The following is a 22,574-nucleotide window of genomic DNA, read 5'->3' as shown; positions in this document are numbered from 1 at the left end:
ATGAAAATTTATGTTGTATACGATAGTGAAGGTGACCATACAAAAGCACTTGCAGAAGCGATTGCAGCAGGCGCAGGTGAAACAGAGCAAGCTCAAGTATTCATTGATCACGTGAAAGATGCGGACATTCGCAAGCTCGATCAAATGGATGCGATCATTTGGGGCTGCCCTGGTCACTTTGGTACCATTAGTTCTGGGTTAAAGACATGGATTGACCGTCTTGGCTACTTATGGGCAGAAGGAAAACTAATCGATAAAGTCGGGGCTGTTTTCTGTACAACTGCTACAACACACGGCGGTTTAGAAATGACAATGCACAATTTGATTACACCAATGTTCCACCAAGGAATGCTTGTTGTTGGCCTTCCTGGAAATGTTCCAGAGAATGCTTTATACGGCTCTTACTATGGAGCTGGTGTGACATGCCCGATTGATTCAGATGAATTGATTTCTACTGAAGGCATTGAACTTGGAAAAGCACTAGGTAGACGTGTAGCATCAGTCACTGCATCATTTAAGCGATAAGGAGAGGGTTCTTTTGGCGACGATTATTGTAGCGTTAGTAGCTGCTGTTCTAGTCATTATCGGATTAGTAGCGTTCAATGTCAGACACGCATCGGCCGAAAAGGAAGAGATCAAAGAAGATGTCTCCAATCAGCCTGACGTGCCGCATAGCGAGCCAGAAGCTGCGGCGAGACCTGTAGAGCTTGAAGTTGAAAAAAAAGCGTCAGAGCCTTCTCAAACGGATGATGCTGCGTCTGGCGACGATTTCTATAGACAGGCGCTTCAAAAGTTTAAGCAGCCAGAACCACCTGTCAAAGAAGAAGAACCAGAGATAAAAATGAATGATGATATGTATCGTTCTGCTTTGCAGAAGCTAAAGCAGAAGGACAAATAAAAAAGAGAACCTCTCATCAGGTTCTCTTCTTTTATGGCACAAAAAAACCGCTGGCAGAAGCCAAGCGGTTTTCCTTCACTCTATAAAGTGCTAAAGAGCAGATGCTCTTAAATTACGCTTTGTTAACGTTAGCAGCTTGTGGTCCACGGTTACCTTCAACGATTTCGAAAGAAACTGATTGACCTTCTTCTAAAGTTTTGAAGCCTTCGCCTTGGATAGCAGAGAAGTGAACGAATACATCGTCTTGACCTTCTACTTCGATGAATCCGAAACCTTTTTCAGAGTTGAACCATTTTACTTTACCTTCTAACATGAAATTTCCTCCTAAAGCGATCTTAACGCTTAAATTCACTATTCTTGCTCTTACACAAACTTCAAAGACGAAAACTCTTTCAAAACTTTCTTCTTAAAGATGATACGAACAAAAATAATTACCTTTACTTTACCAGTGTTTGCGGGAAAAAACAACTGTTATACGAAAACTTTTTTAAAAATAATTAGCGCTAACAAATTGAGGAAAATGCCTATGTCAAATGGTCTTTTTTTCTCTCTGAAAAGCTCACTTGATTTCGGCCAGACTCCTTCGCTTTATAGAGCTCCTGGTCAGCTATAATCGGTAATTGTTTGATGTCTGCACTCGTTCCATGAGAATAAGCACACCCAATTGATACCGTAGTGTGAATGGACATGCCATTTTTTAAATAAATCGGCTGATCTGCTATTTTTTTTCGTAAGCGTTCTGCAATCTGCCATGTTTTTTCAATTGTACAATTTGGTAGAAGGACAGCGAATTCCTCACCGCCAATCCGCCCAATATAATCAGAGCTTCTTGTGTTTTTAATCAGCCTTGTACCGATCTCTTTTAAAACGATATCTCCCTCATGATGCCCATATTGATCATTGATGGTTTTGAAGTAATCGATGTCTAGGTAAATAAGGGACATTTGATGGATAGGCTGCTTCAACTTCTTAGTAAAAGCTTCACTTAATACCTCATCGAACTTCCGTTTATTTAAAACACCTGTTAAAAAGTCATAATGAGCTTGGAATTTATACAAATTTAACAGCTGATATGCTTTTGTTTGATGCTCTATAACATAAAAATTAAACAACCCAGCAATATATGAGAAAATCCAATAAGTAAAATGCAGTTGAAATGATGTCTCATGCACGACCATGATAAACAGGCTTGTGGCCATCACATTACCAATCGTAATGGATAACAGCATTTTCACAACATGATTCATATGACGCTCTGCAATCAAAAAAGAAGAGGTTGCGATAAACATCATGGAAAAAATATTGATGGAAGAAGCGATGTTGGCTTCAATTAATAATCGGCCACTGATGACAACAAAGGCTGCAATCATTGTTTGAGCGATGCCTCCATAAAAGGCCGTTAAAATAAGGGGAATATGTCTTAAATCGATGATAGCTGGTCCTGTTTTAATAGAGAAGAACATTAAAAGGACACCGAGTAACCCAGAAAGCATGCCTTTGCATAGTTGTCTGAGCAAGGTATCTTCTTTCTTCAGAAAATTCTCTTTAAACACAAGCATAAATAAATAATGGAAAGTGACAAGAATTGTTAAATTAATAAAGAGGTCTCTTAGCAAAATAGAATCACCTTTTTAAAATTACTAAAATTTGTTGCAAAAGAAAAGGGGAAAAAGGATAATTAATAAAAATTTTCATGATGAGGAATTGAAGAAAATGCGAGGAAAACGCTTTCCAGATCAAACGGACTGGCTTTCTTTTTTTGAAAAAATGCCAGATGCCGGGTTTGAAAAAGAAATGCCGGTTGAATATCAAGATTTGACGTTTCGGTTCGAGAATCAGGAGGAGCGATTTGTTGTGACCATGTCGCTTGCTATGCAGGAGTTTACCTTAAAGGTCGTTCGAAAAAAGACCGAATCTGTTTTGGGAATATATGATTTTAAAACAGTGCAGCATGTAGAAATAAAAAAAGATCGAAAGGAAGAAAAGGAACTTTTGCTGATATTAGAGCATCATGACGACTTCATCACAACAATCGAAATCATATTTTTACCTTCCTTTTGTCTCATGGTCAAAGAACATTTTTCTGGAGAATAAACAGGAGCCTCTTTTTATGAAGGCTCCTGTTTTATTATTTGTGCTCAATGTCATTGATGACTTGCTGGATCGATTCATCATCCATCACATTCATCACACTTTCATCAATGTGAAGAGATTGCGCATAAGACTCTCTAGGCTGATGGGTTCTTGATGGTGCTTGGTGCTGGTTCGATTGATTTGGCTGGACAGCTGTGAATGCTTGCTTGATCATTTGTCCAACTTCACCTGTACTTTTTGATTCTTTGTGTGAGTGTGACTCTTGGCGAGATGAGTCTTGGTTTTGCTGATGGCTTGCACCTTTCATCATTGAAGACATATTCATTTGTGTCATGCTTTTCAGCCTTCTTCGTAAAACCGGGGAGAATAATGCAACGATAGCTGTTGATACTGCGATCATTGCGCCAGTGCTCATACCTTTTCTTTTTTTAAACAAACGAATCCCTCCATTTGATCGTGATGATCTTTCATCAAGTTTAGGATGACCAAACACAGCTGAATTATGAATTCATTTTGCGGAAACAGAGGATGTGTGCATAAAAAGCCGGCTGGATGAAAAACCTATGAACAAAAGGAGGGAATAATTGATGAATAAGAAATGGATGCTATCTTTACTGCTCGTGCCAACATTAATCACCGCTGGGTGTGGAATGAACAACCAAGGCGATGAGCGTAGAGGAACAATGAAACGGCAGTATGAAAATGTCACATATAAGAATGACAACATGAGACAGGATCAGCCAGATGTTCAAACACCTCAGAAGGTCAAAGTGGCAGATAAGGCGTCAGAGCTTGTAGCCAATATGTCTGAAGTGAAGACAGCGAACGTGCTTGTCACAGGAAAAAATGCATTTGTTGCCGTTGTACTTGAAGGCAATAAAAGCGGTGATGTGACGGACGATCTGAAAAAGAAAATTTCAGACAAAGTCAAATCAACGGATCAACAAATCGACAACGTGTATGTATCTGCTAATCCAGACTTTGTCGATCGTATGAAAGGTTACGGAAAACGAATTAAAAGCGGAGAGCCGATTTCAGGATTTTTCGATGAATTTACTGAAACGGTTAGACGTGTCTTCCCTGAATCAAAATAGCTACGACAAAAGCCGTATGTCATATGCGGCTTTTTTGTTTGGAACCGCACCTCGCACACCTGACTGCATAAAGTAAAAAATATATCACCTCTTGTTGATCTTTGTTTCTTCATAGAAAGAGAAAGAGGGTGCAAGATGAATTCAGGTGGGGAGCAAATGAAAGCCAAGCCGTCATTGATCCATAAAAAACTTGTAGGCGGAATGATTGCAGCAGGTCTGATTTTTTATGCTTTCACCGCGTATTTAATTTATGTTGCGTTTCAGCTGACAGGACAATATTTGGAGCAGCAGTCTTCTCCTAAAACGGTGATCACGGAGGGACTCAATAAGCAAGTCTATGAACATATTCGAATCTACTATTCAGAGGAAGAGGACGCTTTTGTTGATCTGACAATAGAGGCCATGAAACAGGCAGAGAAGAGGACAGCGTCAGTGTTTCAGTTTGAAGCTGACAGACCTTTAGATGTTATTTATTTTGATGATAAAGAGACGATCGAACAAATGGCTGGAATTAAGCATATAACCGGATTTTACTCTGATCATGATCAAATGATTGGGTTATATCCAGATAAACGGGAAGCATTATTGAAGAAAGAGACACTGCCTTTATACTTTTTCAATACGCTTTTTATTCATGAGTATGCTCATTTTGTTTTCTATGAAAAGGTCCATTCATATGAAGTGTCTCCAGGAATTTTCCCGCTTTGGTTCCACGAAGGAACAGCAGAATGGACGGCCTATGACGTGTTAAATGCTACGTCTGAACGTTTCGACGTGATTCCTTTTCAATCTCTTCATTCTGATCAAGACTGGCAGAACTCTCGGGTGACGTATGAGACAGATGTCTATTTACAAAGCTATTATATGATCTATGAGCTGGTGCAGCTTTACGGACGAGACGTCATACATGAGATCATGGAGGAAACTGCGAAAACGGGCCAATTTGCTAGCGGTTTTGAACAGGCGACGGGGGAGAGGCTCACAGATTTTGAAGAACAGTTTAAAGTGATGTACCAAAGAAAAAACGGCTGACCAGTAAAGGGGGTCAGCCGTTTTTTTAATGAAGAGGCTTTTGTTGATCGGCCTTGCTAGGAGGCATTTGAACCTGCCCCTGAAGCGGTGCAAAAGCTGACGTCATGGCTGTCATGTCTTGTTTGGAAAGCTGAGGAACTTGATAGTAGCCATGCTTGTTTTGATACAAGAAAATTTCATATGCCATTTCGATAAAGTTCGGAATCTGCGCAGCAAGCACACGTCTGACAACAGGATTCGTTACTTCTAATGCGGACATGGAAAGTAATCCAGCATGTGATTTGACTAGGCTGAGCATATGTCCTGTGATGCCTAAGTCTTTTACATCCTGTAATGACTGATTCGGCTTCTTCGGCTGAGAAGGTTTGATTCCGTATGTCACTTGTGTGTGTTCTTTCATCATATAAGTAGCGGTTTCTTCACTAGGCTTTTGTCCGGTAGAAAAACAATCTACAGTGACATTGTACTGGGATAAAACGAATTGATATTGTCGATCCAGGATGTCGGATAATGCAGGATCTTGAATAAATTGCCGCAAGATCATATATTGATCCAAAATATTAATCGTGCCGGCTAAAATTTCATGTAAATCGAATAACTCATGCCCGCCATGGTTGAGCTCAGGCTGTTGAGCGCTTCCTTGAAACATTGGTTGCTGATCGTTTTGCATTGAGATTCCTCCTTCTGTTTATACAATCTGTTTTAATGTGAGGATGTTTTCACATTTTCATGCAAAAAACATTATTTACAATTAGAGGGTTTTCTTCCTTTTTGTCGAAAAAAAGTATCAGACGAATGAACATGGGGGTACCAGATGCAGGACAAAATCATTAATCGTTTGATAGAAGACGAACATGTGCAGGCACCAGTGATTGGCATCGGTGTTTCGCCGTTTGAACAGCATCATCTTGAGGCTTTTTTTCAATCGTTTCCACATGAATTAAATGCCTCTTTTATTGTTGTGCAAAATCATGTGACAGGCGATTGTATAACAGATTTGGAAGCACTTGTTTTACCGATTGGCTACCGGGCAAAAACGATTAAACATGGTGAGAAAGTCATGAAGAAGACCATCTATTTTTGTCCGCAGCATGCGGCTGTGACGTTAACAGAAGATCATCGGCTGCATGTATCAGAGCAGCTGCCAACAAACAAGGCATGCTCTGTCGACTCGCTTTTTAAGTCACTTGCCAGTGTTCAAAAGGAAGAGGCGTTTGCGATCTTTTTTCAAAAAGGTCATTGTGTGGGGAGTGGATTGCTTCAGTTGGTTGAGCAAGGTGGTACAGCCTTATCGTGCAGTGAGGTAGAGAGTGGTTTTGACAGCATGTATCATCACACATTCAAGGATCCATCTACCCTTGCGGCATATATGGCCAATATCATGAATGTCCCGCATGCTGATGAGACAGACCCAGCTTTACTAAGAATCATTGAACGTCTTGAAATGTATAAAGGGATTGCCTTTTCAACCTATGAAAAGAAAAGGCTGCTTTCTGTCATTCAAAAACGGATGCGCACTGCAAACGAGCCGATGTCATTATTAGCAGAGTACGATCGTTTATTAGAAAGAGAACCAGATGAGCTTGATCGCCTGCACGTCCAGCTTTTAAGCGGCACGACTACTTTTTTTAGAGATATGGAAGCTTTTCGTGTATGTGAAAAGAAGATCATACCGTCCATCATTGACCATTCGATGAACAACGGGAAATCTCGCTGCCGAATTTGGATTGCGGGATGTTCCACAGGGGAAGAAGCCTATTCTTTTACGATTTTATTTTTAGAAGAAATGAAGCGAAGAGATGTGTCCATTGAACTTCAAGTCTTTGCGACAGATATCAACCGAAAAGCCATTCAAATAGCTAGTAAAGGTCTTTACTCGAGAGAGTCTATGGCAAGCATACCGGAAAAATGGCGGGCGCGATATTTCGAAACAAAAGGTGACGCTTTTATTGTGAAGCAGTCGCTTAGAAAACATATTGTTTTTGCTCCTCACAATTTATTGATTGATTCACCTTTTATCCACCTCGATTTTATCAGTTGCCGAAATGTTCTGATGTACTTTGAGCCAGAAGTACAAAAACGAGTATTATCCCGATTCCAATATGCTTTAAAAGATCAAGGGATGTTAATATTAGGGCCCAATGAAACTGTCCCCAGTATCCCTCGATTGTTTCAATTGTTCAATGAAAAGTGGAACATTTACACTCATTCAAACATTTCTACATCTAGTGTCCCTTGGGTACATGACGCTCGTGATGCCGAGTTAAAAAAGCGAGCCGCACAATATATGCAAGAAGTGAGCGAGGATTATGATGCATGTATGGTCATCAATGATGGTAACAAAATCCTGGCGATGTCAAATGGGGCCTATTCTTTCTTAGACCACAAAGAAGTGTCAGATCAATCATGTGAATATGTAACGCCAGATTATTTGAAAGAGATGTTGAGTCAAACCTTTCAAAAGGTGTGGACAGACGAGACGGAGGTTGTGTTTCAGCATGTTCTCATTTCGGAAAAAGGCAGAAAGCAGTTTGCGGATTTTACTGTAAAGAGTTTTGATCGCCGTTTTAAAGGAGTATACGTCATTCTCATTCGAATAAATGAGAGAGGAAAAAATCAAAAGAACGGCAGGGAAAAAGGGATGCCAGATCAGAATTCAGTCTATCAACAGCGTATTGTCGATTTAGAAAATGAACTCAATGAAGTCAAACAAAAGGAGCAGGAGGCAAGGGCTCAATTAAAAGCGAAAAACACGCAAATAGCGGAGCTTGAGAAAAAACACGAGCATTTCATTAATATCATAAACAACTTAAGGGTGACAAGGGAAGAACTGTACAGACCTTCTGTCAAGCCGGAGCTTGCGACGTTGTTTGTGGACCGGGACATGAATATTCGCTATTACACTCCTACAGCTGCCTCTTTATTTACTTCAGCTCAAATAAGGCATCAGCAATCCTTTCAGTCGATGGCTAAAAAGCTTACGCAGGAAACGCTCTATCATGACATACAATCCGTTATCTCGGACAGGCGCGTCATCGAACGAGAAATTGAAACGAATGAAGGCGAACAATTCACCGTTCACATCACACCTATCTTTGAACAAGATCATGAGGGAGCGGTGATGACGTGGATTAAAATGACGGAAATGACAAAAATCAAACAGGCACTCCATCTTGCGGTAACAGCACTGGATAACAGCCATATCCATATTGTTGTTGCAACTGAGGAAGGGGTCATCCAATGCGTGAATCAGCGCTTTTGCCAGTTTGTACAGCAGCATGAATACGACCTGATCGGCAAAGATATCTTTTCTGTCTATCATGCGCTGTGTCAATGTGATGATTTAGAAAAGCAATGGGACGTTTGTTTAAAAGAAGGCAGCTGGACAGGTGAGCTGTACTTTCAGGATTTATCAGGCCGTGAACGATGGGAGAGAGTCTCTTTACACCGAATTGATGATCCTGACAAAATGCAGTCAACCGTGATGCGGATTTCAGAGGATATTACCAATCAAAAGCAGTCAGAAAAGATGCTGATGAAGTCAGAGATGCTGTCCGCAGTTGGTCAGCTTGCAGCCGGCATCGCCCATGAGATACGGAACCCGCTGACATCGTTAAAGGGATTTTTACAGCTGATGATTCAAAGTAAGAAATATCAGAAGGATTATGCAGATGTCATGATGTCTGAATTTAATCGGCTTGAGGCCATTATTAATGAATTTCTTGTGCTTTCTAGAAGTAAATCGGTGAAATTTGAGCCGGTACATGTCAATCTTCTGCTCGAAGAAGTGATCATGGTCGTTGAATCACAGGCGGTCTTAAAAGGCGTGTCTATTCAGAAGAATTTGTCTCCGTCGCTGCCAAACATTCAAGGTATACCGAATGAGCTGAAACAAGTTTTCTTAAACATTCTTAAAAACGGTATTGAGGCGATGGATGGTGTGACAGGTGTCATTCAGGTCACATCCGTATTGGAACATAATCAAATGATGCTCATCTTTGAAGACCAGGGAAAGGGCATACCAGAAGATGAACTGGGGAAACTGGGTGAACCTTTTTATACAACGAAAGAAAAAGGGACTGGCCTTGGTTTAATGATGACCATTAAAATCATTGAAAGCCATGGCGGCAGCATTCGTTTTGAAAGCAAAAGCTTTGAAGGGACACGAGTGATTATTACGTTTCCAATGAGCTGACAGACATAAGATTTACAAGAAATCCATCTACCATCAATATTTACTTAGTACACTATGAGAGATAAAGCTCGGAAGGGGAGGGTCTAATGAAACGTGTTCGATCCATTCGAATGATCTGCTGTCTGGTTTTAGTGATCTTTAGTCTGCAATCCTTACTGCCTGGCATGATCACAGCAGAACCAGCCATTGCGTCTGAAAAGAAGGAAACGGTTTGGAACCAAAAGAAGCCAATGAAAATCAAGAAAGCCCGTCAGCTGATCGGAGAGACGGTGACGGTGAGCGGAATTGTGACAGCAGACCAATCGGCTATAGGCAATGGGAAACTGTCAACGTACATTCAAGACAAATCAGCTGGAATCAATATTTATTCAGCACAGCCCAACAATTTCCCAGAACTAAAAGCAGGCATGAAGGTGACAGTAACGGGGAAGATCACGTCTTATAAAGGACTGATTGAAATTGTGCCGGATCGAGACCGTCTGAAGATCGATGGTGTGAATCAAACTTTGCCAAAGCCGAAGCGAGTCTCCGTGAAACAACTAGAAACGTATCAGGCACGTAAACATGAAGGAAAACTTGTGAAGGTCAAAGGCTATGTTGAATCAAAACCAGAGCAGCCGGCTGGCGGTGGATACAATGTGGTGATCATTGATAAAAAATATCACAGCACCATCCTTAGAGTGATGGTGGATACACGTGCCATCGATGAAGTAAAGACAGGGAAATGGTATGAGTTTACAGGAGTGTTAAGCAGATATGATACGCTGCAGGTGCTTCCAAGACACAAAGGTGATGTCAGCCTGCTGAAACGCCAGCCAAAGCCGCCAAAAATCAAGAAAGAATACGCGGCAACGGTTGACCGGGTGGTGGATGGAGATACGATTCATTTAAAGAAGCCTGTGCTTGGTACAACAAAGGTGCGCTTTGTGAATATGGACACGCCGGAAACGTACCATAAGCCAAAAAATGAATTAGATCAAAACCAGCTGCGTTTTGGACAGAAGGCGGCGGACTATTTAAATACGCTTCTTTCAAGCGGAGATAAAGTCACATTAAAGATTGGTCCTGAAGCGAAGGACGGCTATGGACGTCTTTTAGCTCAAGTGAAAACCAAAAAAGGGGTCAATACGAATTTAGAGCTAGTGAAAAAAGGATATGCCCCTACGTATTTCATCTGGCCAGTTGGAGATGAAAAGGACTATCAGACGTTCCAAAATGCTGTCAAAGAGGCGAAAGAAAAAGGGCTGGGTATTTGGAATGAAGCGGATCCGCTGCTAGAACAGCCGTTTGAATTTAGAGCACGAGAACAGAAAAAAGGACTGACACGCTACGTCGGTGATTCATCGGCGAAAACCTACGTATCGCCTGACAGCTGGAAAGAAATCGCTGTAGATAAACGCATCTTTTTTGCTTCAAAAGAAGAAGCAGAACAGGCTGGCTATCAGCCGGCAGAGGGGACGGGCGAAGTCCCATTAACCATTTTAAGCATGAATGATTTACACGGGAAAATTGATCAACAATACGAACTGGACCTGAAAGGTGATGGCAATAAAGGAACGTACGGACGGATGGATTATGTGGCGGCTTATATCAAACAAAAACAAGCAGCACACAAAAATACGATCACAGTCCATGCTGGAGATATGATTGGCGGCAGCTCTCCAATATCTTCTCTTCTGCAAGATGAACCAACGGTTGAACTCATGGAGAACATTGGCTTTGATGTTGGCACGGTTGGCAACCATGAATTTGATGAAGGGGTGGACGAGCTATTACGTATCATAAATGGCGGAGAACATCCTAAAGGCACAAAGGGATATGACGGACAGAATTTTCCGCTCGTTTGTGCAAACTGTGAATACAAGGATACAGGCAAACCACTTTTACCTGCTTATGAAATCATGGATGTCGAAGGAATCCCTGTAGCATTTATCGGTGTTGTGACAAAGTCAGCCGCAGGAATGGTGATGCCAGAAGGGATTAAAGACATTCAGTTTACAGATGAAGTCAAAGCCGTGAATGAAGCCGCGAAGGAATTAAAACAAAAAGGGATCAAAGCCATTGCGGTCTTAGCTCATATGACAGCCTCTCAAAATGGAGATACCATCACTGGAGAGAGTGCGAAGCTTGCCAAAGAAGGCGATGATGAAATTGATGTCATCTTTGCAGGTCATAATCACGAAGTGGTAAACGGAGAGGTCAATGGGAAATTAATTGTTCAAGCCTTTGAATATGGGAAGGCCATTGGCGAAGTCAATGTAATGCTTGACCGCAAAACGAAGGATATCGTCAAAAAGAGTGCAAATATCCAGTATGTAGACCAATCTGGTATTGAAAAGGACAAGGAAGCAGCCGGCATCTTGGCTCATTACGGGAAAGAAGTTGAGCCGATTATTAGTGAGGTAGTTGGAGAAGCTGGTGTCAAAATGGAAGGCGGCTATTCAAATGATGGAGACACGCCGCTCGGTAATTTGATTGCCGATGGTATGAGATATTCTATGAAAAGTGATTTTGCCATGATGAATGGCGGCGGGATCAGGCAAAACCTTGAAAAAGGGCCGATTACGTGGGGAGATCTGTTTAATATTCAGCCTTTCGGCAACGTCTTAGTTAAACTTGAGATTAAGGGGAAAGACTTGGCTGAGATCATAGAAGCGCAAATTTCACCTCAGTTTGGACCAGATTATAGCATTTCGGGCTTTTCATATTCCTATGATCCGGTAACATATAAAGTAGTCGACTTGAAGCTGCCTGATGGTTCATCCGTTGCGCTCGATCAAACATATACACTCACGGTAAATAACTTTATGGCAACTGCCACTGGCAGTAAATATGCGCCGATAGGCCGGCTCGGGAAAAATCCCGAAACAGGTCCAGAGGATCTAGAAGCCACTGTCGCCTTTGTGAAGAGCTTTGAAGGAGCTTCCATTGTGTATCAAAAAGAGGGACGAATTCAAAAAGCAAAACAAGAAGAAAAAGCAGCAAGCTAAAGAGCGTATCATCTAAGAGAAATGTAACAGGCAAAGGAGTTTAAGCATGAAAAAGTGGCTTGCACTTACTGTGATGACAGCAGGAATTATCCTGCTCGGCTGGGGGATTTGGCAAATCGCCTCTACGCACCTTCAAACGGCACAATCATTAGAAGAAGCGAAGAAAGCGGTAGCGGACGATCAAGGGATGTCAAAGAAGCAGTTTTCTCCTGAAATAGGGAAAGCATCTGGCATCCTGACGATTCCGAAATTAAAAGCGGACCTTCCCATTGTCGAAGGGACAGATGCAGATGATCTTGCCAAAGGAGTCGGGCATTACAAAGGCAGTTATTACCCTGATCAGAAGGGACAAATCGTCCTATCTGGCCATCGTGACACGGTATTTCGCCGAACAGGTGAGCTGGATATTGGGGATCAGCTGAAAATCACTGTACCGTATGGTGAGTTTGTTTATGAAATCACGCATACGAAAATCGTGGATCAGCATGATACTTCCATTATTACTTTGCAGAATGAAAAGGAAGAGCTCGTGTTAACGACATGCTATCCATTTCATTTCGTCGGTAATGCACCAGAGCGGTATATTATTTATGCAAAAAGAGCATCTGTCTAAAGAAAAAGAAGACAAATGGCTATAATCAAGAACATTTTAGCCCTTTGTCAACAATTTGAAGAGCCTGCATTTAATCAGCAGGCTCTTTTTCTTTTTTTAATGAATGATCTCGTCCATGAGCTGAGCCATATCTGGTGGAAGCGGTGCTTCTATGCTCAGGTGCTCACCTGTAAAAGGATGTGTCATGTCTACTTGTTTGGCGTGAAGAGCGCATCTGTTGATATAAGCACGAGCGCCGCCATAAAGTGAATCCCCGGCTAAAGGATGCCCGAGACTGCTAAGATGGACACGAATTTGATGTGTTCTTCCTGTCTCTAATTGCAGCTTAACGGCTGTCATTTGCAGGCGTTTATTGGTGTCCATGACCTGAAAGTGAGTGACAGCACTTTGACCAGTAGGAGAGATTCTTCGTCTGACGGCATGATGCTTGTCACGGCCGATCGCTGCATCGATAGTGCCTTTCTTTTTCTTGAAAAGTCCTTCTGCGATAGCGATGTAGGTTCGGCTGATCGTTTTTTTAGAAAGCATTTGATCAAGCACAGCATGAGCTAACCTGTGTTTAGCAAAAATGACAGTGCCGCTTGTATCTTGGTCAAGCCTGTGGATATGTCTCACCCGTTTTTCCTCGCCATTTGCTTGAAAATGAAAAGCCACAAGGTTAGCCAGTGTGCCCGTTTGTCCCTTTTCATTTGGGTGCGTTGGCCGTCCAGCGGGCTTTTGCACAATCAATAAGTGCTCGTCTTCAAAGAGCACCTCTAATTCACCATATTCTGGCGTCACATCACTCTCTTCTGTTTCAAATAAATCGATCAAGATATGATCGCCTGTACTGACTTTTGCCGCGTGATGGGCAGGCTTTTGATTTAAACGTATTTTTTGATGCTCCATCCAAAAATGGATAATTGGTTTTGAGGCCGACACGGCTGTTTTTAAAAACTGACTCAGTGAAATGTCATGATGCTGCTCACCTGCTTTTAGCGAGAGCGTATGTCCTTTAATGTTCATGATATCCGTTCCTCTCTTTGGGTATATATAGGAAACACTTACCTTGGCGAACGCCTTTTTTTCTGTGCTATTCTGAATGGAGAAATAACGACAGAGAGGTAGATGTCACGTGAGATTAATGAAAGCTGCTACAGACCTTCAGGAGCAGGCGATTGGAGAAATATCAAAGGATGTAGAAGAGCTTCTATCCCATGCTGTTGGTGGAGAACAGCCCGCTGCGCGTCAAAAAGAACAACCGCTGACCTTTGTAGAAGGGGTTTATAACGGAACGATGGACGATGCTTTTCGTATTTTATCGGGACTTCAGCTATTACATACCATTATTGTAAAACCTAAACGCCATATTACAAAGCGTGATCGTGAGCTATTCGAGCGAAACCGTGAGCAGGTCAATGCATGCGGCTTTTCTTTTCCGTTTGATTTAGACGATTTTTCCAGCCGCCGCCTTCAAAATGCGTAAAAGTTGGTGTGAACTTCCTTGTTAACTTACAAGGCTGCCGCACATACTATTTTTAAGGGAACGGAGAAACCTTTAAGATCTGTAATACCAAACCCGCTCTTTTTCAACATTGCCTATTTCTCCACGAATCGGAGCGCTTGGATCTCTTGCAGAATGAACCGAACACGGGTAGGAGCCTGACAAAATGGTACAGGCTCCTTTTATACATAATTATTTTAGCAGACATTCATCTTTGAAAGTCAATTTTATTCACGATATGATAGCATTGAGTATCATATTAAAGACTTTCGTAAAAAAAGGAGTGGCCTCGTTGGTAAAGGCGATTATATTTGATTTTGACGGATTAATTTTAGATACAGAAACACATGAATATGAAGTTTTACAAGAAATGTTTGCGGAGCATGAGTCGGAGCTGCCTCTTTCCGTATGGGGCAACGTCATCGGGACGCAGGCAGGCTTTAAGCCTTTTGAATACTTGGAAAAGCAGCTGGGAAAGACGCTTGATCATGAGGCACTCACAGCGGACCGGCGTTCTCGTTTTCAAAAGAGAATGATGGACGAATCAGCAAGACCCGGAGTAGAAGCTTATTTACAGGCAGCGAAGGAGCTTGGGATCAAGATTGGACTTGCTTCCAGCTCAGACTATAAATGGGTGTCTGATCACCTGAAGCAGATTGGTCTTTTCGATTACTTTGAATGTATCCGCACGTCAGATGATGTGGAAGAAGTCAAACCTCATCCAGAGCTTTATTTGCAAACCGCAAGCTGCTTAGGTGTAGAGCCAAAGGATTGTGTGGCATTTGAGGATTCAGTGAATGGGTCAGTTGCTGCCAAACGGGCAGGCATGAAATGCGTTATCGTCCCAAACAAAGTGACGAGCACGCTGCAATTTGAAGAATATGATGTCAGATTAGAATCCATGGCTGAAATCGAATTGCTCCAGCTATTCCATCAGCTTGAAAAAGAGGATCAGTAAGGGGGCAAAAACATCATGGCAGAAAAACTCGATTTAACGCGGTTTGAAAAAAGAATGGTGATCCGTAATATCCGGGAAGAAGATATTGACCGAATCATTGCTTTGCAGGAGGTATGCTTTCCGGGCATGGACCCATGGAAACGAGAGCACCTTGAAAGCCATCTTGAGCATTTCCCAGAAGGACAGTTTTGTGCTGAATTTGAGGGAGAAATCATTGGCTCTTGTTCAAGTTTATTAATTAACTTTGATGAATACGATGACCGCCATACTTGGCAGGACATCACAGATGATGGGTACATCACAAACCATAATCCAGATGGGATGAATATGTACGGAATTGAGGTTATGGTTAGTCCTGAGTACCGCCGCATGAAAATTGGCCATCGTCTATATGAAGCAAGAAAAGATTTAGCGAGGAGATTAAATTTAAAAAGCATCATCATTGGCGGACGCATCCCGAATTATCATAAATACCAAGAGGAAATGACGCCTCGTCAATATGTGGAGCAGGTCATGCTTCACCAAATTTATGATCCTGTTTTATCTTTTCAGCTGTTAAATGAATTCAGCCTCATGCGGATCAATCCGAATTACTTGCCAGATGATAAGGCATCCAGCACATATGCGACGTTAATGGAATGGAACAATGTTGATTATCGTCCGCAATCGAAAAGATATTATAAATCGGCGTTCCCAGTTCGCATTTGCGTCATTCAATATGCGATGAAACAAATTCATTCCTTCGAGGAATTTATGAATCAGGTGGAGTATTATGTTGATGTCGCATCAGATGCATCAGCTGACTTTGCCGTATTCCCAGAAATTTTTACAACGCAGCTCATGTCTTACTTAGAGGAGCGCTCCCCAAGTCTTGCAGTTCAGCGGATCACGGAATATACTGAGGACTACATTAATTTGTTCACAGATCTTTCTGTGAAGTACAACATTAACATCATCGGCGGATCCCATTTCGTAGAAGAGGAAGGGAAAATCTACAATATCGCCTATTTATTTAGACGTGATGGAACGATTGAAAAGCAATATAAACTTCATATCACACCGAATGAAAGAAAATGGTGGGGGATTTCAGCAGGTGATCAGGTTCGTGTATTTGATACGGACTGCGGTAAAATTGCAATCCAAATTTGCTACGATATTGAATTCCCTGAGCTTGCTCGGATTGCAGCTGATAAAGGAGCGAAAATTATTTTTACTCCGTTCTGTACAGAAGACCGTCAAGGCTATTTAAGAGTGCGTTACTGTGCACAAGCTAGAGCGGTTGAAAATCAGATTTATACCGTCATCTCAGGAACTGTCGGAAACCTTCCGCAAACCGAAAATATGGATGTCCAATATGCACAATCAGCGATTTTTGCCCCATCTGACTTTGAATTTGCAAGAGATGGGATTGTAGGAGAGTGTAATCCGAATATAGAAATGGTTGTCGTGGGCGATGTCGATTTAGAAATTTTAAGAAGACAGCGGCAAGATGGGACGGTACGTCAGCTCAAAGACCGAAGAAGAGACGTGTACCATATTGAATATAAGAAATAATGAAGGAAGCGCCTATTGTTGAGGCGCTTCTTTTGATGACATCAGATTTTTTCAATTGACAAAGGGATGCTGGAGAAAAAGCCGAATATACTGAAAGGAGATTATGTGTTCAAAAAGGAGAGGAACATGGGGCGACAATCTAAACATTTGTATATCAATTTGCCGGTAAATCATGTGAAGGAATCTATCGCTTTTTTTGAGCGGCTGGGTTTTGACTTTGAGCAGCAGTTCACGAATGATCAGGCGGCCTGTTTGGTCATTGATGACACGATCACCGTCATGCTGTTATCTCTTAGGCATTTTCAATCCATTTCAGAGAAACAATTAGTGGATGCAAAAAAAGCATCAGAGGTGATAATCTCTATGCGCGTTGATTCACGGGAAGAGGTCGATGAGCTGGTGGAGCAGGCGATGGCAGCAGGCGGTTCACCGTTTAAGGAAAAGCAGGATCATGGGTTTATGTATGGCTGGAGCTTTCAGGATCTTGACGGTCATTTGTGGGAAGTGTTCTATATGGATGAGGAGAGAAGCGCCCTTTCATAAGGGTGCTTCTTTTTTATTGTTTAACAGTGGTATGATAATGAGGAAGCAAAAAATAGGAATTCATCTAGAAAAAAGTAGGTGCAGCATGGAGTTTTTACTTGTCTTACTGCCAGTGTTCGGCATCTTTCTTATCGGGTATATTGGGCAGAAGGCCATTGGTTTTGACATACATACGCTCTCATCAATGTCTTTATATTTAATGTCACCATTTCTTGCGTTTGAAACCTTTTATCAAAACAAAGTGTCGATGGACTATGTGTACCTATCTATTTTTGTCGTCGGACTTTGTCTTTCACTTGTTTTATGCGTTTTTATTTTATCTCGTATTTATGGTTATTCGAATGAAATGTATTGTGCCATGATTCTGTCGTCAGCCTTTATGAACAATGGGAATTACGGCACGCCCGTTATCCTGCTTGTCTTCGGAGCTGCTGGGCTTGATATTGCGATTGTGTTAATGGTGCTGCAGCAGCTTGTCATGAGTACAATCGGTATGTATTATGCAGCAAAGGGCGGAGAGGATGCAGGAGATGGAAAGGTTGTGCTGAAAAAAGTGCTGCGTATGCCGGTTGCATATGGGGCACTCCTCGGTCTATTATTTCAGCTGATTGATCTTTCATTACCTAAAGAGGTGATGACTGGTGTTCAGCTAGTTGGGGATGCTGCCATACCAACGATTATGCTTATTTTAGGCATGCAGCTTGCTGTCATTTCTTTTAAGCAAGTGGATTATCGCCATATTTCTTATGCTGTCCTGCTGAAACTATTTATCTCACCAATGATCGCATTTGGTTTTACGCTCATTTTACCGGTAGATGATTTGGTGAAACAAATTATGATCTTAGTGGCCGCTATGCCGACAGCAGCAAATACCACGCTGATGGCTGTACAATTTCGAACGAAGCCTGAGTTTGTCTCAAGCACGACATTTCTCAGTACCGTTTTAAGCATCGTGACATTACCTGTTTTATTATGGATTTTATCTATGCACCCTCTGGGATAGGGGCTAGGCGGCTAACAAAGGGGGACATATGAATGAATGTAGATGTTCATTTTCAAGTGAGTGATGTGTTGAAAACAAAGTATTTTGCCCATGCAAAAGTGTTAGCAGGTGAAAAGGGATTGTTTCGGCAGGTCAAGTGGGTCCATGTGCTAGAAGTGCCTGCTGTAGAAGATTTGTTAAATGGGGGAGAGCTTATATTAACAACAGCCGCAGGCTTTCATGATCAATTGGACGTGTTTCAAGCATTTTTAAAACAGCTGATTGATTCTGGTGCGGCAGGCTTGTGTATTGAATTTGTTCCGCTCAGATTCGATGTGCCGGAAGAACTGATTGCGTATGCAGAAGAAAGAGATTTTCCGCTGATTCTGTTTACAAAAGAAGTGAAATTCGTCAACATCACACAGCATCTCCATACGATGATGATTGAACGCCAGTATCAAATGATGGCTGATTTAGAAGCACTATCATCAAAGCTGAATGAGCTATTACTGACTCCTCATCCGCAGATGGATATTTTGGATCAAGTGTATCAGCACGTAAGGGGCATTCTTTTACTCATTCCTGTTCAGGGGGAGCCGATTATTTTATGTGATTCCTCCAAACAAACCGAAGAGCTGGTCATGAATTATTTACAGTTTGCTTCCTTGCCAAAAGGATACGAAGTGACCCAAAAACAAGTGCTCGCACTCAAGCAGACATTTGCAGACCTTGTGCTTATTCATCAAACGAACACGCTCTCAGAATTCGAACTGCTTGTCATGGATAAAGGAGCAAATGCTCTTGCCCAGCAAACGTTAAGAGAGCTTTATACAGAAGAGCTGAAGAAGACAAAAGAGAACGAATGGCTGCAAAAATGGTTCCAAGAAGAGCATACAGAAAGAGATATTTTAGAGCATCTTGAAGAAACAGAAGGGTTGAAAAAACCAACCGGCTGTGTGGTCATGCTCTTTCAAAAGCATCATCAAATCGAAGAAATTGCAGGAAATCTTTATTTTCTCGTATCGTGCCGCTCCATCTTTCAGCGGGCAGGTTTCCATTTGATTCCGTATGAGCATCAAGGACAAACCTTGTTTATTTTATTGAACACGAGAAAGAAAGAGGACTGGAAAGAGCGTGCAGAGAAGGCGGCAACTGACATCAAACAATTGTATGATCGGGAGCAGCCCCGCGGAACTGTGATCAATTTTGGCATCGGTCCATATTGTGAACAGTTTCAGCATATGAGAAAAAGCTTTCAGGCAGCCAAGGAAGTGCTGCATATAAAGAAAGTGATGCCCCAGCGGGTGGAAAGCCCATTTTATCAAGATTTGCATATGCTCCGTCTCATGCCTGTCATGCAGGAAAGCGGACTGCTTGAATGTATGGTGAAAGAGTATTTGGAGCCTGTGATTTTATATGATAAGCAAAATAGCGGAAGACTCTATCAAACGCTGAATATCTTTTTACAGACAAACGGTTCTAAAAAGGAAACTGCAAGCCGGCTCTATATTGTGAGGCAGACCCTTTATCATAGACTAGATAAGCTGCATGCATTGCTTGGTGAGGATATGATGCAGGCACCGAAACGACAGGCGCTTGAATTTGCGATTCTTGCATATGAATTCCTGCAAGGAAATCGTCGTTAACAAGGTATGTTAGATTTGCTAAGGTAACCGAGTAGAGTGTCTTATGGTTCTTTTCAATCAGTTGACGATCTGTCTAATGTAATCAGCCCGTCCCCTTTTTTATAATGAAAGTAACGATTGGTTCTCTCTTACGGGCGGCCTAGTTTCAGTTTCATATGCCTCCCTTTTCATCCATATAATGAATGGAGAGGCAATGTGCGGCTGAACCGGTCTAAGCTTCTTTAATGATGAAAACGGATACATGGGGGCGGGAAGATGAAAATTCATGAGCAGGCTCAAAATCTTCAGGCGAAAGATGATCAGTTGATCTGGCATCATATGAAAGGGACAAACAAAGAAAATGAAAGCATGGTCATTCACGAGGCAGAAGGCGCATGGGTGACAGATATTCATGGGAATCGATATTTAGATGGGATGTCAGGTCTTTGGTGTGTAAATGCCGGTTACGGCAGAAAAGAGCTTGCAGAGGCGGCATATAAGCAGCTAAATACAATGCCTTACTATCCGCTGACGCAAAGCCATGTGCCAGCGATTCAGCTGGCTGAAAAGCTAAATGAATGGCTTGGCGGGGACTATGTCATCTTCTTTTCTAACAGCGGTTCTGAAGCCAATGAAGCCGCATTTAAGATCGCCAAACAATATCATGCGCAAAAAGGAGAGAGCACAAGAACAAAGTTCATCTCCAGGTATCGGTCGTATCACGGTAATACAGCAGCAGCCCTTGCCGCAACGGGGCAGGCGCAGCGTAAATATAAATATGAACCATTAGGTCAAGGCTTTATCCATGTCGCACCGCCTGATATGTATCGTCATCCTGAGAATCAAGATACATTGGCAAGTGCAGCGGCAATAGATCAAGCCATGACGTGGGAACTAAGTGAGACCATTGCTGGGGTCATTATGGAGCCGATTATTACGGGCGGCGGTATCTTAATGCCTCCGAAAGGGTATTTGAAGAAGGTCAAAGACATCTGCGCTTCTCATGGAGCGCTTCTCATTGTGGATGAAGTCATCTGCGGATTTGGCCGGACAGGGAAGCGGTTTGGTTTTATGCATGAAGAAGTAAAGCCGGACATTATCACAATGGCAAAAGGGATCACAAGCGGCTATTTACCGCTTTCTGCAACGTGCGTGAAACGAGAAATCTATGAAGCGTACGCAGGGGAAGATACGTATGACAGGCTGCGCCATGTAAATACATTTGGCGGTCACCCTGCTTCCTGTGCGGTTGCACTTGCCAACCTAGAGATCATGGAAAACGAGAAATTAGTAGAACGGTCTGACACGCTTGGGCAAGACATGCTCGAACGTTTGCAAGAGTTAAAAGAGCATCCATTTGTCGGTGATGTCAGAGGGAAAGGCCTGCTGTTTGGAATTGAGCTTGTCCAGGATCAACAGTCCAAAAAACCAGCTGATCCACATGTTGTCGGTCAATTGATTGCAGAATGTAAAAAACGCGGACTGATCATCGGGAAAAATGGTGATACGGTTGCCGGCTATAATAACGTTGCCCAGCTTGCACCGCCGCTAAATATAACAAACGAAGACGCCTCATTTATTATCAACACGCTTAAAGAAAGCATGGCACAGTTATAGCAGAGAGATTTCTCTGCTTTTTTCTATGGGAAGAGCACATACATTAAGATGCTGCTAGGTAAAATCGGCATTGGATACACTAGGTGTATTGAAAAATAGAAGAGATTCTATTACTGTTAGGAGAAGACTGAACCAATACACTTTAGAAGGAGACGGCATATGAGTTTTCATGATCAACCCATTCTACCTGCTGTTCGCAATATGAAGCAATTTGAGGAATTTTTAAAAAGTCCATTTACATATGGGGTCTTACTTGATGTCCATTTAGGCCGGCTAAAGGGCATTATGAATGAGGCAAATGCCCATCATAAGAAAATGTTCGTCCATGTCGATCTTATTCACGGGATCAAACATGATGAGTATGGAACGGAATTTATTTGTCAGGAAATGAAGCCGGCAGGGATTATTTCTACTAGGTCTTCTGTCATAGTAAAAGCCAAACAAAAGAAGGTATATGCCATTCAGCGAATGTTTTTACTTGATACAAGTGCGATGGAAAAAAGTATGGAGTTCGTAGGAAAACATCGTCCAGATTTTATTGAGGTATTGCCTGGGGTTGTGCCGGATTTAATTACTGAAGTGCGCGAGCGAGCTGGGATTCCAATATTTGCAGGCGGGTTTATCCGTACAAAAGAAGATGTGGAAAGAGCGCTTGAAGCAGGAGCTACAGCTGTGACAACATCGAATACAGCCCTTTGGAAAGCGTTCCAAAAGTGAAAAGATAAAATGTGAAAATTGATTGACAACGTTTTCATCCTCTGATACTATAGCACTAAGTTAATATCATGTGATGGAGAAACGGAGATCCACAACAGCGCTTTACTAGGTGACAAATGACCCTGATGTAAAGTATGTTTGTTGTGGATCTTTTTTCTTTATCTTTTTTTACACATTCA

21 protein-coding genes are annotated in these 22,574 nt (G+C 42.0%); 16 read left to right on the top strand and 5 right to left on the bottom strand.

Going from position 1 to position 22,574, the window contains the following annotated elements; genetic code table 11:
* Both NSS92_RS09835 and NSS92_RS09830 read left to right on the top strand, forming a co-directional pair.
* Positions 1-525 carry an NAD(P)H-dependent oxidoreductase gene (locus tag NSS92_RS09835; protein ID WP_267585885.1) on the top strand — a complete coding sequence of 175 codons (525 nt, stop codon included), beginning with the start codon at positions 1-3 and terminating at the stop codon, positions 523-525.
* Between the two features lie 13 nt (positions 526-538).
* Positions 539-898, top strand: a complete 360-nt coding sequence (locus tag NSS92_RS09830; RefSeq protein ID WP_267585886.1) for a hypothetical protein — start codon at positions 539-541, stop codon at positions 896-898.
* A 112-nt stretch (positions 899-1,010) separates the two neighbouring features.
* Here the strand turns inward: NSS92_RS09830 and cspB are convergent, their stop codons facing one another.
* On the bottom strand, positions 1,011-1,211 hold the full coding sequence (gene cspB / locus NSS92_RS09825) for a cold shock-like protein CspB (RefSeq protein ID WP_008349061.1): 201 nt from the start codon (positions 1,209-1,211) through the stop codon (positions 1,011-1,013).
* Between the two features lie 211 nt (positions 1,212-1,422).
* A complete protein-coding gene (locus tag NSS92_RS09820; protein WP_267585887.1) occupies positions 1,423-2,514 on the bottom strand; it encodes a GGDEF domain-containing protein in 1,092 nt (363 codons plus the stop codon).
* A gap of 97 nt (positions 2,515-2,611) precedes the next feature.
* Between NSS92_RS09820 and NSS92_RS09815 the strand changes: the two genes are divergently transcribed.
* Complete coding sequence (locus NSS92_RS09815) at positions 2,612-2,992, top strand: hypothetical protein (RefSeq protein ID WP_267585888.1); 381 nt, start codon at positions 2,612-2,614, stop codon at positions 2,990-2,992.
* A 34-nt stretch (positions 2,993-3,026) separates the two neighbouring features.
* Here the strand turns inward: NSS92_RS09815 and NSS92_RS09810 are convergent, their stop codons facing one another.
* Positions 3,027-3,428, bottom strand: coding sequence for a spore coat protein (locus NSS92_RS09810; RefSeq protein ID WP_267585889.1), 402 nt, complete (start codon positions 3,426-3,428; stop codon positions 3,027-3,029).
* Between the two features lie 151 nt (positions 3,429-3,579).
* On the opposite strand from NSS92_RS09810, the gene NSS92_RS09805 reads away from it, so the two are divergent.
* Both NSS92_RS09805 and NSS92_RS09800 read left to right on the top strand, forming a co-directional pair.
* Positions 3,580-4,086 (top strand): YhcN/YlaJ family sporulation lipoprotein, encoded by a 507-nt coding sequence (locus tag NSS92_RS09805; RefSeq protein ID WP_034321666.1) that lies wholly within the window; start codon positions 3,580-3,582, stop codon positions 4,084-4,086.
* A gap of 156 nt (positions 4,087-4,242) precedes the next feature.
* On the top strand, positions 4,243-5,118 hold the full coding sequence (locus tag NSS92_RS09800) for a hypothetical protein (protein ID WP_324290813.1): 876 nt from the start codon (positions 4,243-4,245) through the stop codon (positions 5,116-5,118).
* 25 nt (positions 5,119-5,143) lie between these two features.
* Here NSS92_RS09800 and NSS92_RS09795 read toward each other — a convergent pair whose 3' ends face one another.
* Entirely contained in the window at positions 5,144-5,788 is a 645-nt protein-coding gene (locus tag NSS92_RS09795; RefSeq protein ID WP_041089559.1) for a spore coat protein, read from the bottom strand.
* A gap of 144 nt (positions 5,789-5,932) precedes the next feature.
* Between NSS92_RS09795 and NSS92_RS09790 the strand changes: the two genes are divergently transcribed.
* From NSS92_RS09790 to NSS92_RS09780, 3 genes are all read left to right on the top strand, one after another.
* A complete protein-coding gene (locus tag NSS92_RS09790; protein ID WP_340867576.1) occupies positions 5,933-9,313 on the top strand; it encodes a CheR family methyltransferase in 3,381 nt (1,126 codons plus the stop codon).
* 86 nt (positions 9,314-9,399) lie between these two features.
* A complete protein-coding gene (locus NSS92_RS09785) occupies positions 9,400-12,303 on the top strand; it encodes a 5'-nucleotidase C-terminal domain-containing protein (protein ID WP_340867574.1) in 2,904 nt (967 codons plus the stop codon).
* A 46-nt stretch (positions 12,304-12,349) separates the two neighbouring features.
* On the top strand, positions 12,350-12,916 hold the full coding sequence (locus NSS92_RS09780; RefSeq protein WP_267585893.1) for a class D sortase: 567 nt from the start codon (positions 12,350-12,352) through the stop codon (positions 12,914-12,916).
* A gap of 96 nt (positions 12,917-13,012) precedes the next feature.
* Here NSS92_RS09780 and NSS92_RS09775 read toward each other — a convergent pair whose 3' ends face one another.
* Positions 13,013-13,921 (bottom strand): RluA family pseudouridine synthase, encoded by a 909-nt coding sequence (locus NSS92_RS09775; protein WP_340867571.1) that lies wholly within the window; start codon positions 13,919-13,921, stop codon positions 13,013-13,015.
* Between the two features lie 109 nt (positions 13,922-14,030).
* On the opposite strand from NSS92_RS09775, the gene NSS92_RS09770 reads away from it, so the two are divergent.
* From NSS92_RS09770 to NSS92_RS09735, 8 genes are all read left to right on the top strand, one after another.
* On the top strand, positions 14,031-14,381 hold the full coding sequence (locus NSS92_RS09770) for a DUF5365 family protein (protein ID WP_340867569.1): 351 nt from the start codon (positions 14,031-14,033) through the stop codon (positions 14,379-14,381).
* Between the two features lie 310 nt (positions 14,382-14,691).
* Positions 14,692-15,357, top strand: coding sequence for an HAD family hydrolase (locus NSS92_RS09765; protein WP_340867567.1), 666 nt, complete (start codon positions 14,692-14,694; stop codon positions 15,355-15,357).
* Positions 15,358-15,372: 15 nt separating this feature from the next.
* A complete protein-coding gene (locus NSS92_RS09760) occupies positions 15,373-16,911 on the top strand; it encodes a bifunctional GNAT family N-acetyltransferase/carbon-nitrogen hydrolase family protein (protein WP_012009394.1) in 1,539 nt (512 codons plus the stop codon).
* A 126-nt stretch (positions 16,912-17,037) separates the two neighbouring features.
* Positions 17,038-17,454 (top strand): VOC family protein, encoded by a 417-nt coding sequence (locus NSS92_RS09755; RefSeq protein ID WP_340867564.1) that lies wholly within the window; start codon positions 17,038-17,040, stop codon positions 17,452-17,454.
* Between the two features lie 85 nt (positions 17,455-17,539).
* Positions 17,540-18,457 carry an AEC family transporter gene (locus NSS92_RS09750; RefSeq protein WP_340867563.1) on the top strand — a complete coding sequence of 306 codons (918 nt, stop codon included), beginning with the start codon at positions 17,540-17,542 and terminating at the stop codon, positions 18,455-18,457.
* Between the two features lie 32 nt (positions 18,458-18,489).
* Positions 18,490-20,082 carry a PucR family transcriptional regulator gene (locus NSS92_RS09745; protein ID WP_340867562.1) on the top strand — a complete coding sequence of 531 codons (1,593 nt, stop codon included), beginning with the start codon at positions 18,490-18,492 and terminating at the stop codon, positions 20,080-20,082.
* A 255-nt stretch (positions 20,083-20,337) separates the two neighbouring features.
* Positions 20,338-21,678, top strand: coding sequence for an aspartate aminotransferase family protein (locus NSS92_RS09740; protein WP_267585898.1), 1,341 nt, complete (start codon positions 20,338-20,340; stop codon positions 21,676-21,678).
* Between the two features lie 159 nt (positions 21,679-21,837).
* On the top strand, positions 21,838-22,395 hold the full coding sequence (locus NSS92_RS09735; RefSeq protein ID WP_024425304.1) for a glycerol-3-phosphate responsive antiterminator: 558 nt from the start codon (positions 21,838-21,840) through the stop codon (positions 22,393-22,395).
* Positions 22,396-22,574 lie beyond the last annotated feature (179 nt).

Origin of the sequence: Bacillus sp. FSL M8-0166, from assembly GCF_038008825.1 — a bacterium.
Lineage (GTDB): Bacteria > Bacillota > Bacilli > Bacillales > Bacillaceae > Bacillus > Bacillus safensis.
Note: the sequence above shows the minus strand (reverse complement) of the source record. Positions and strands in the feature narration are given on the sequence as shown.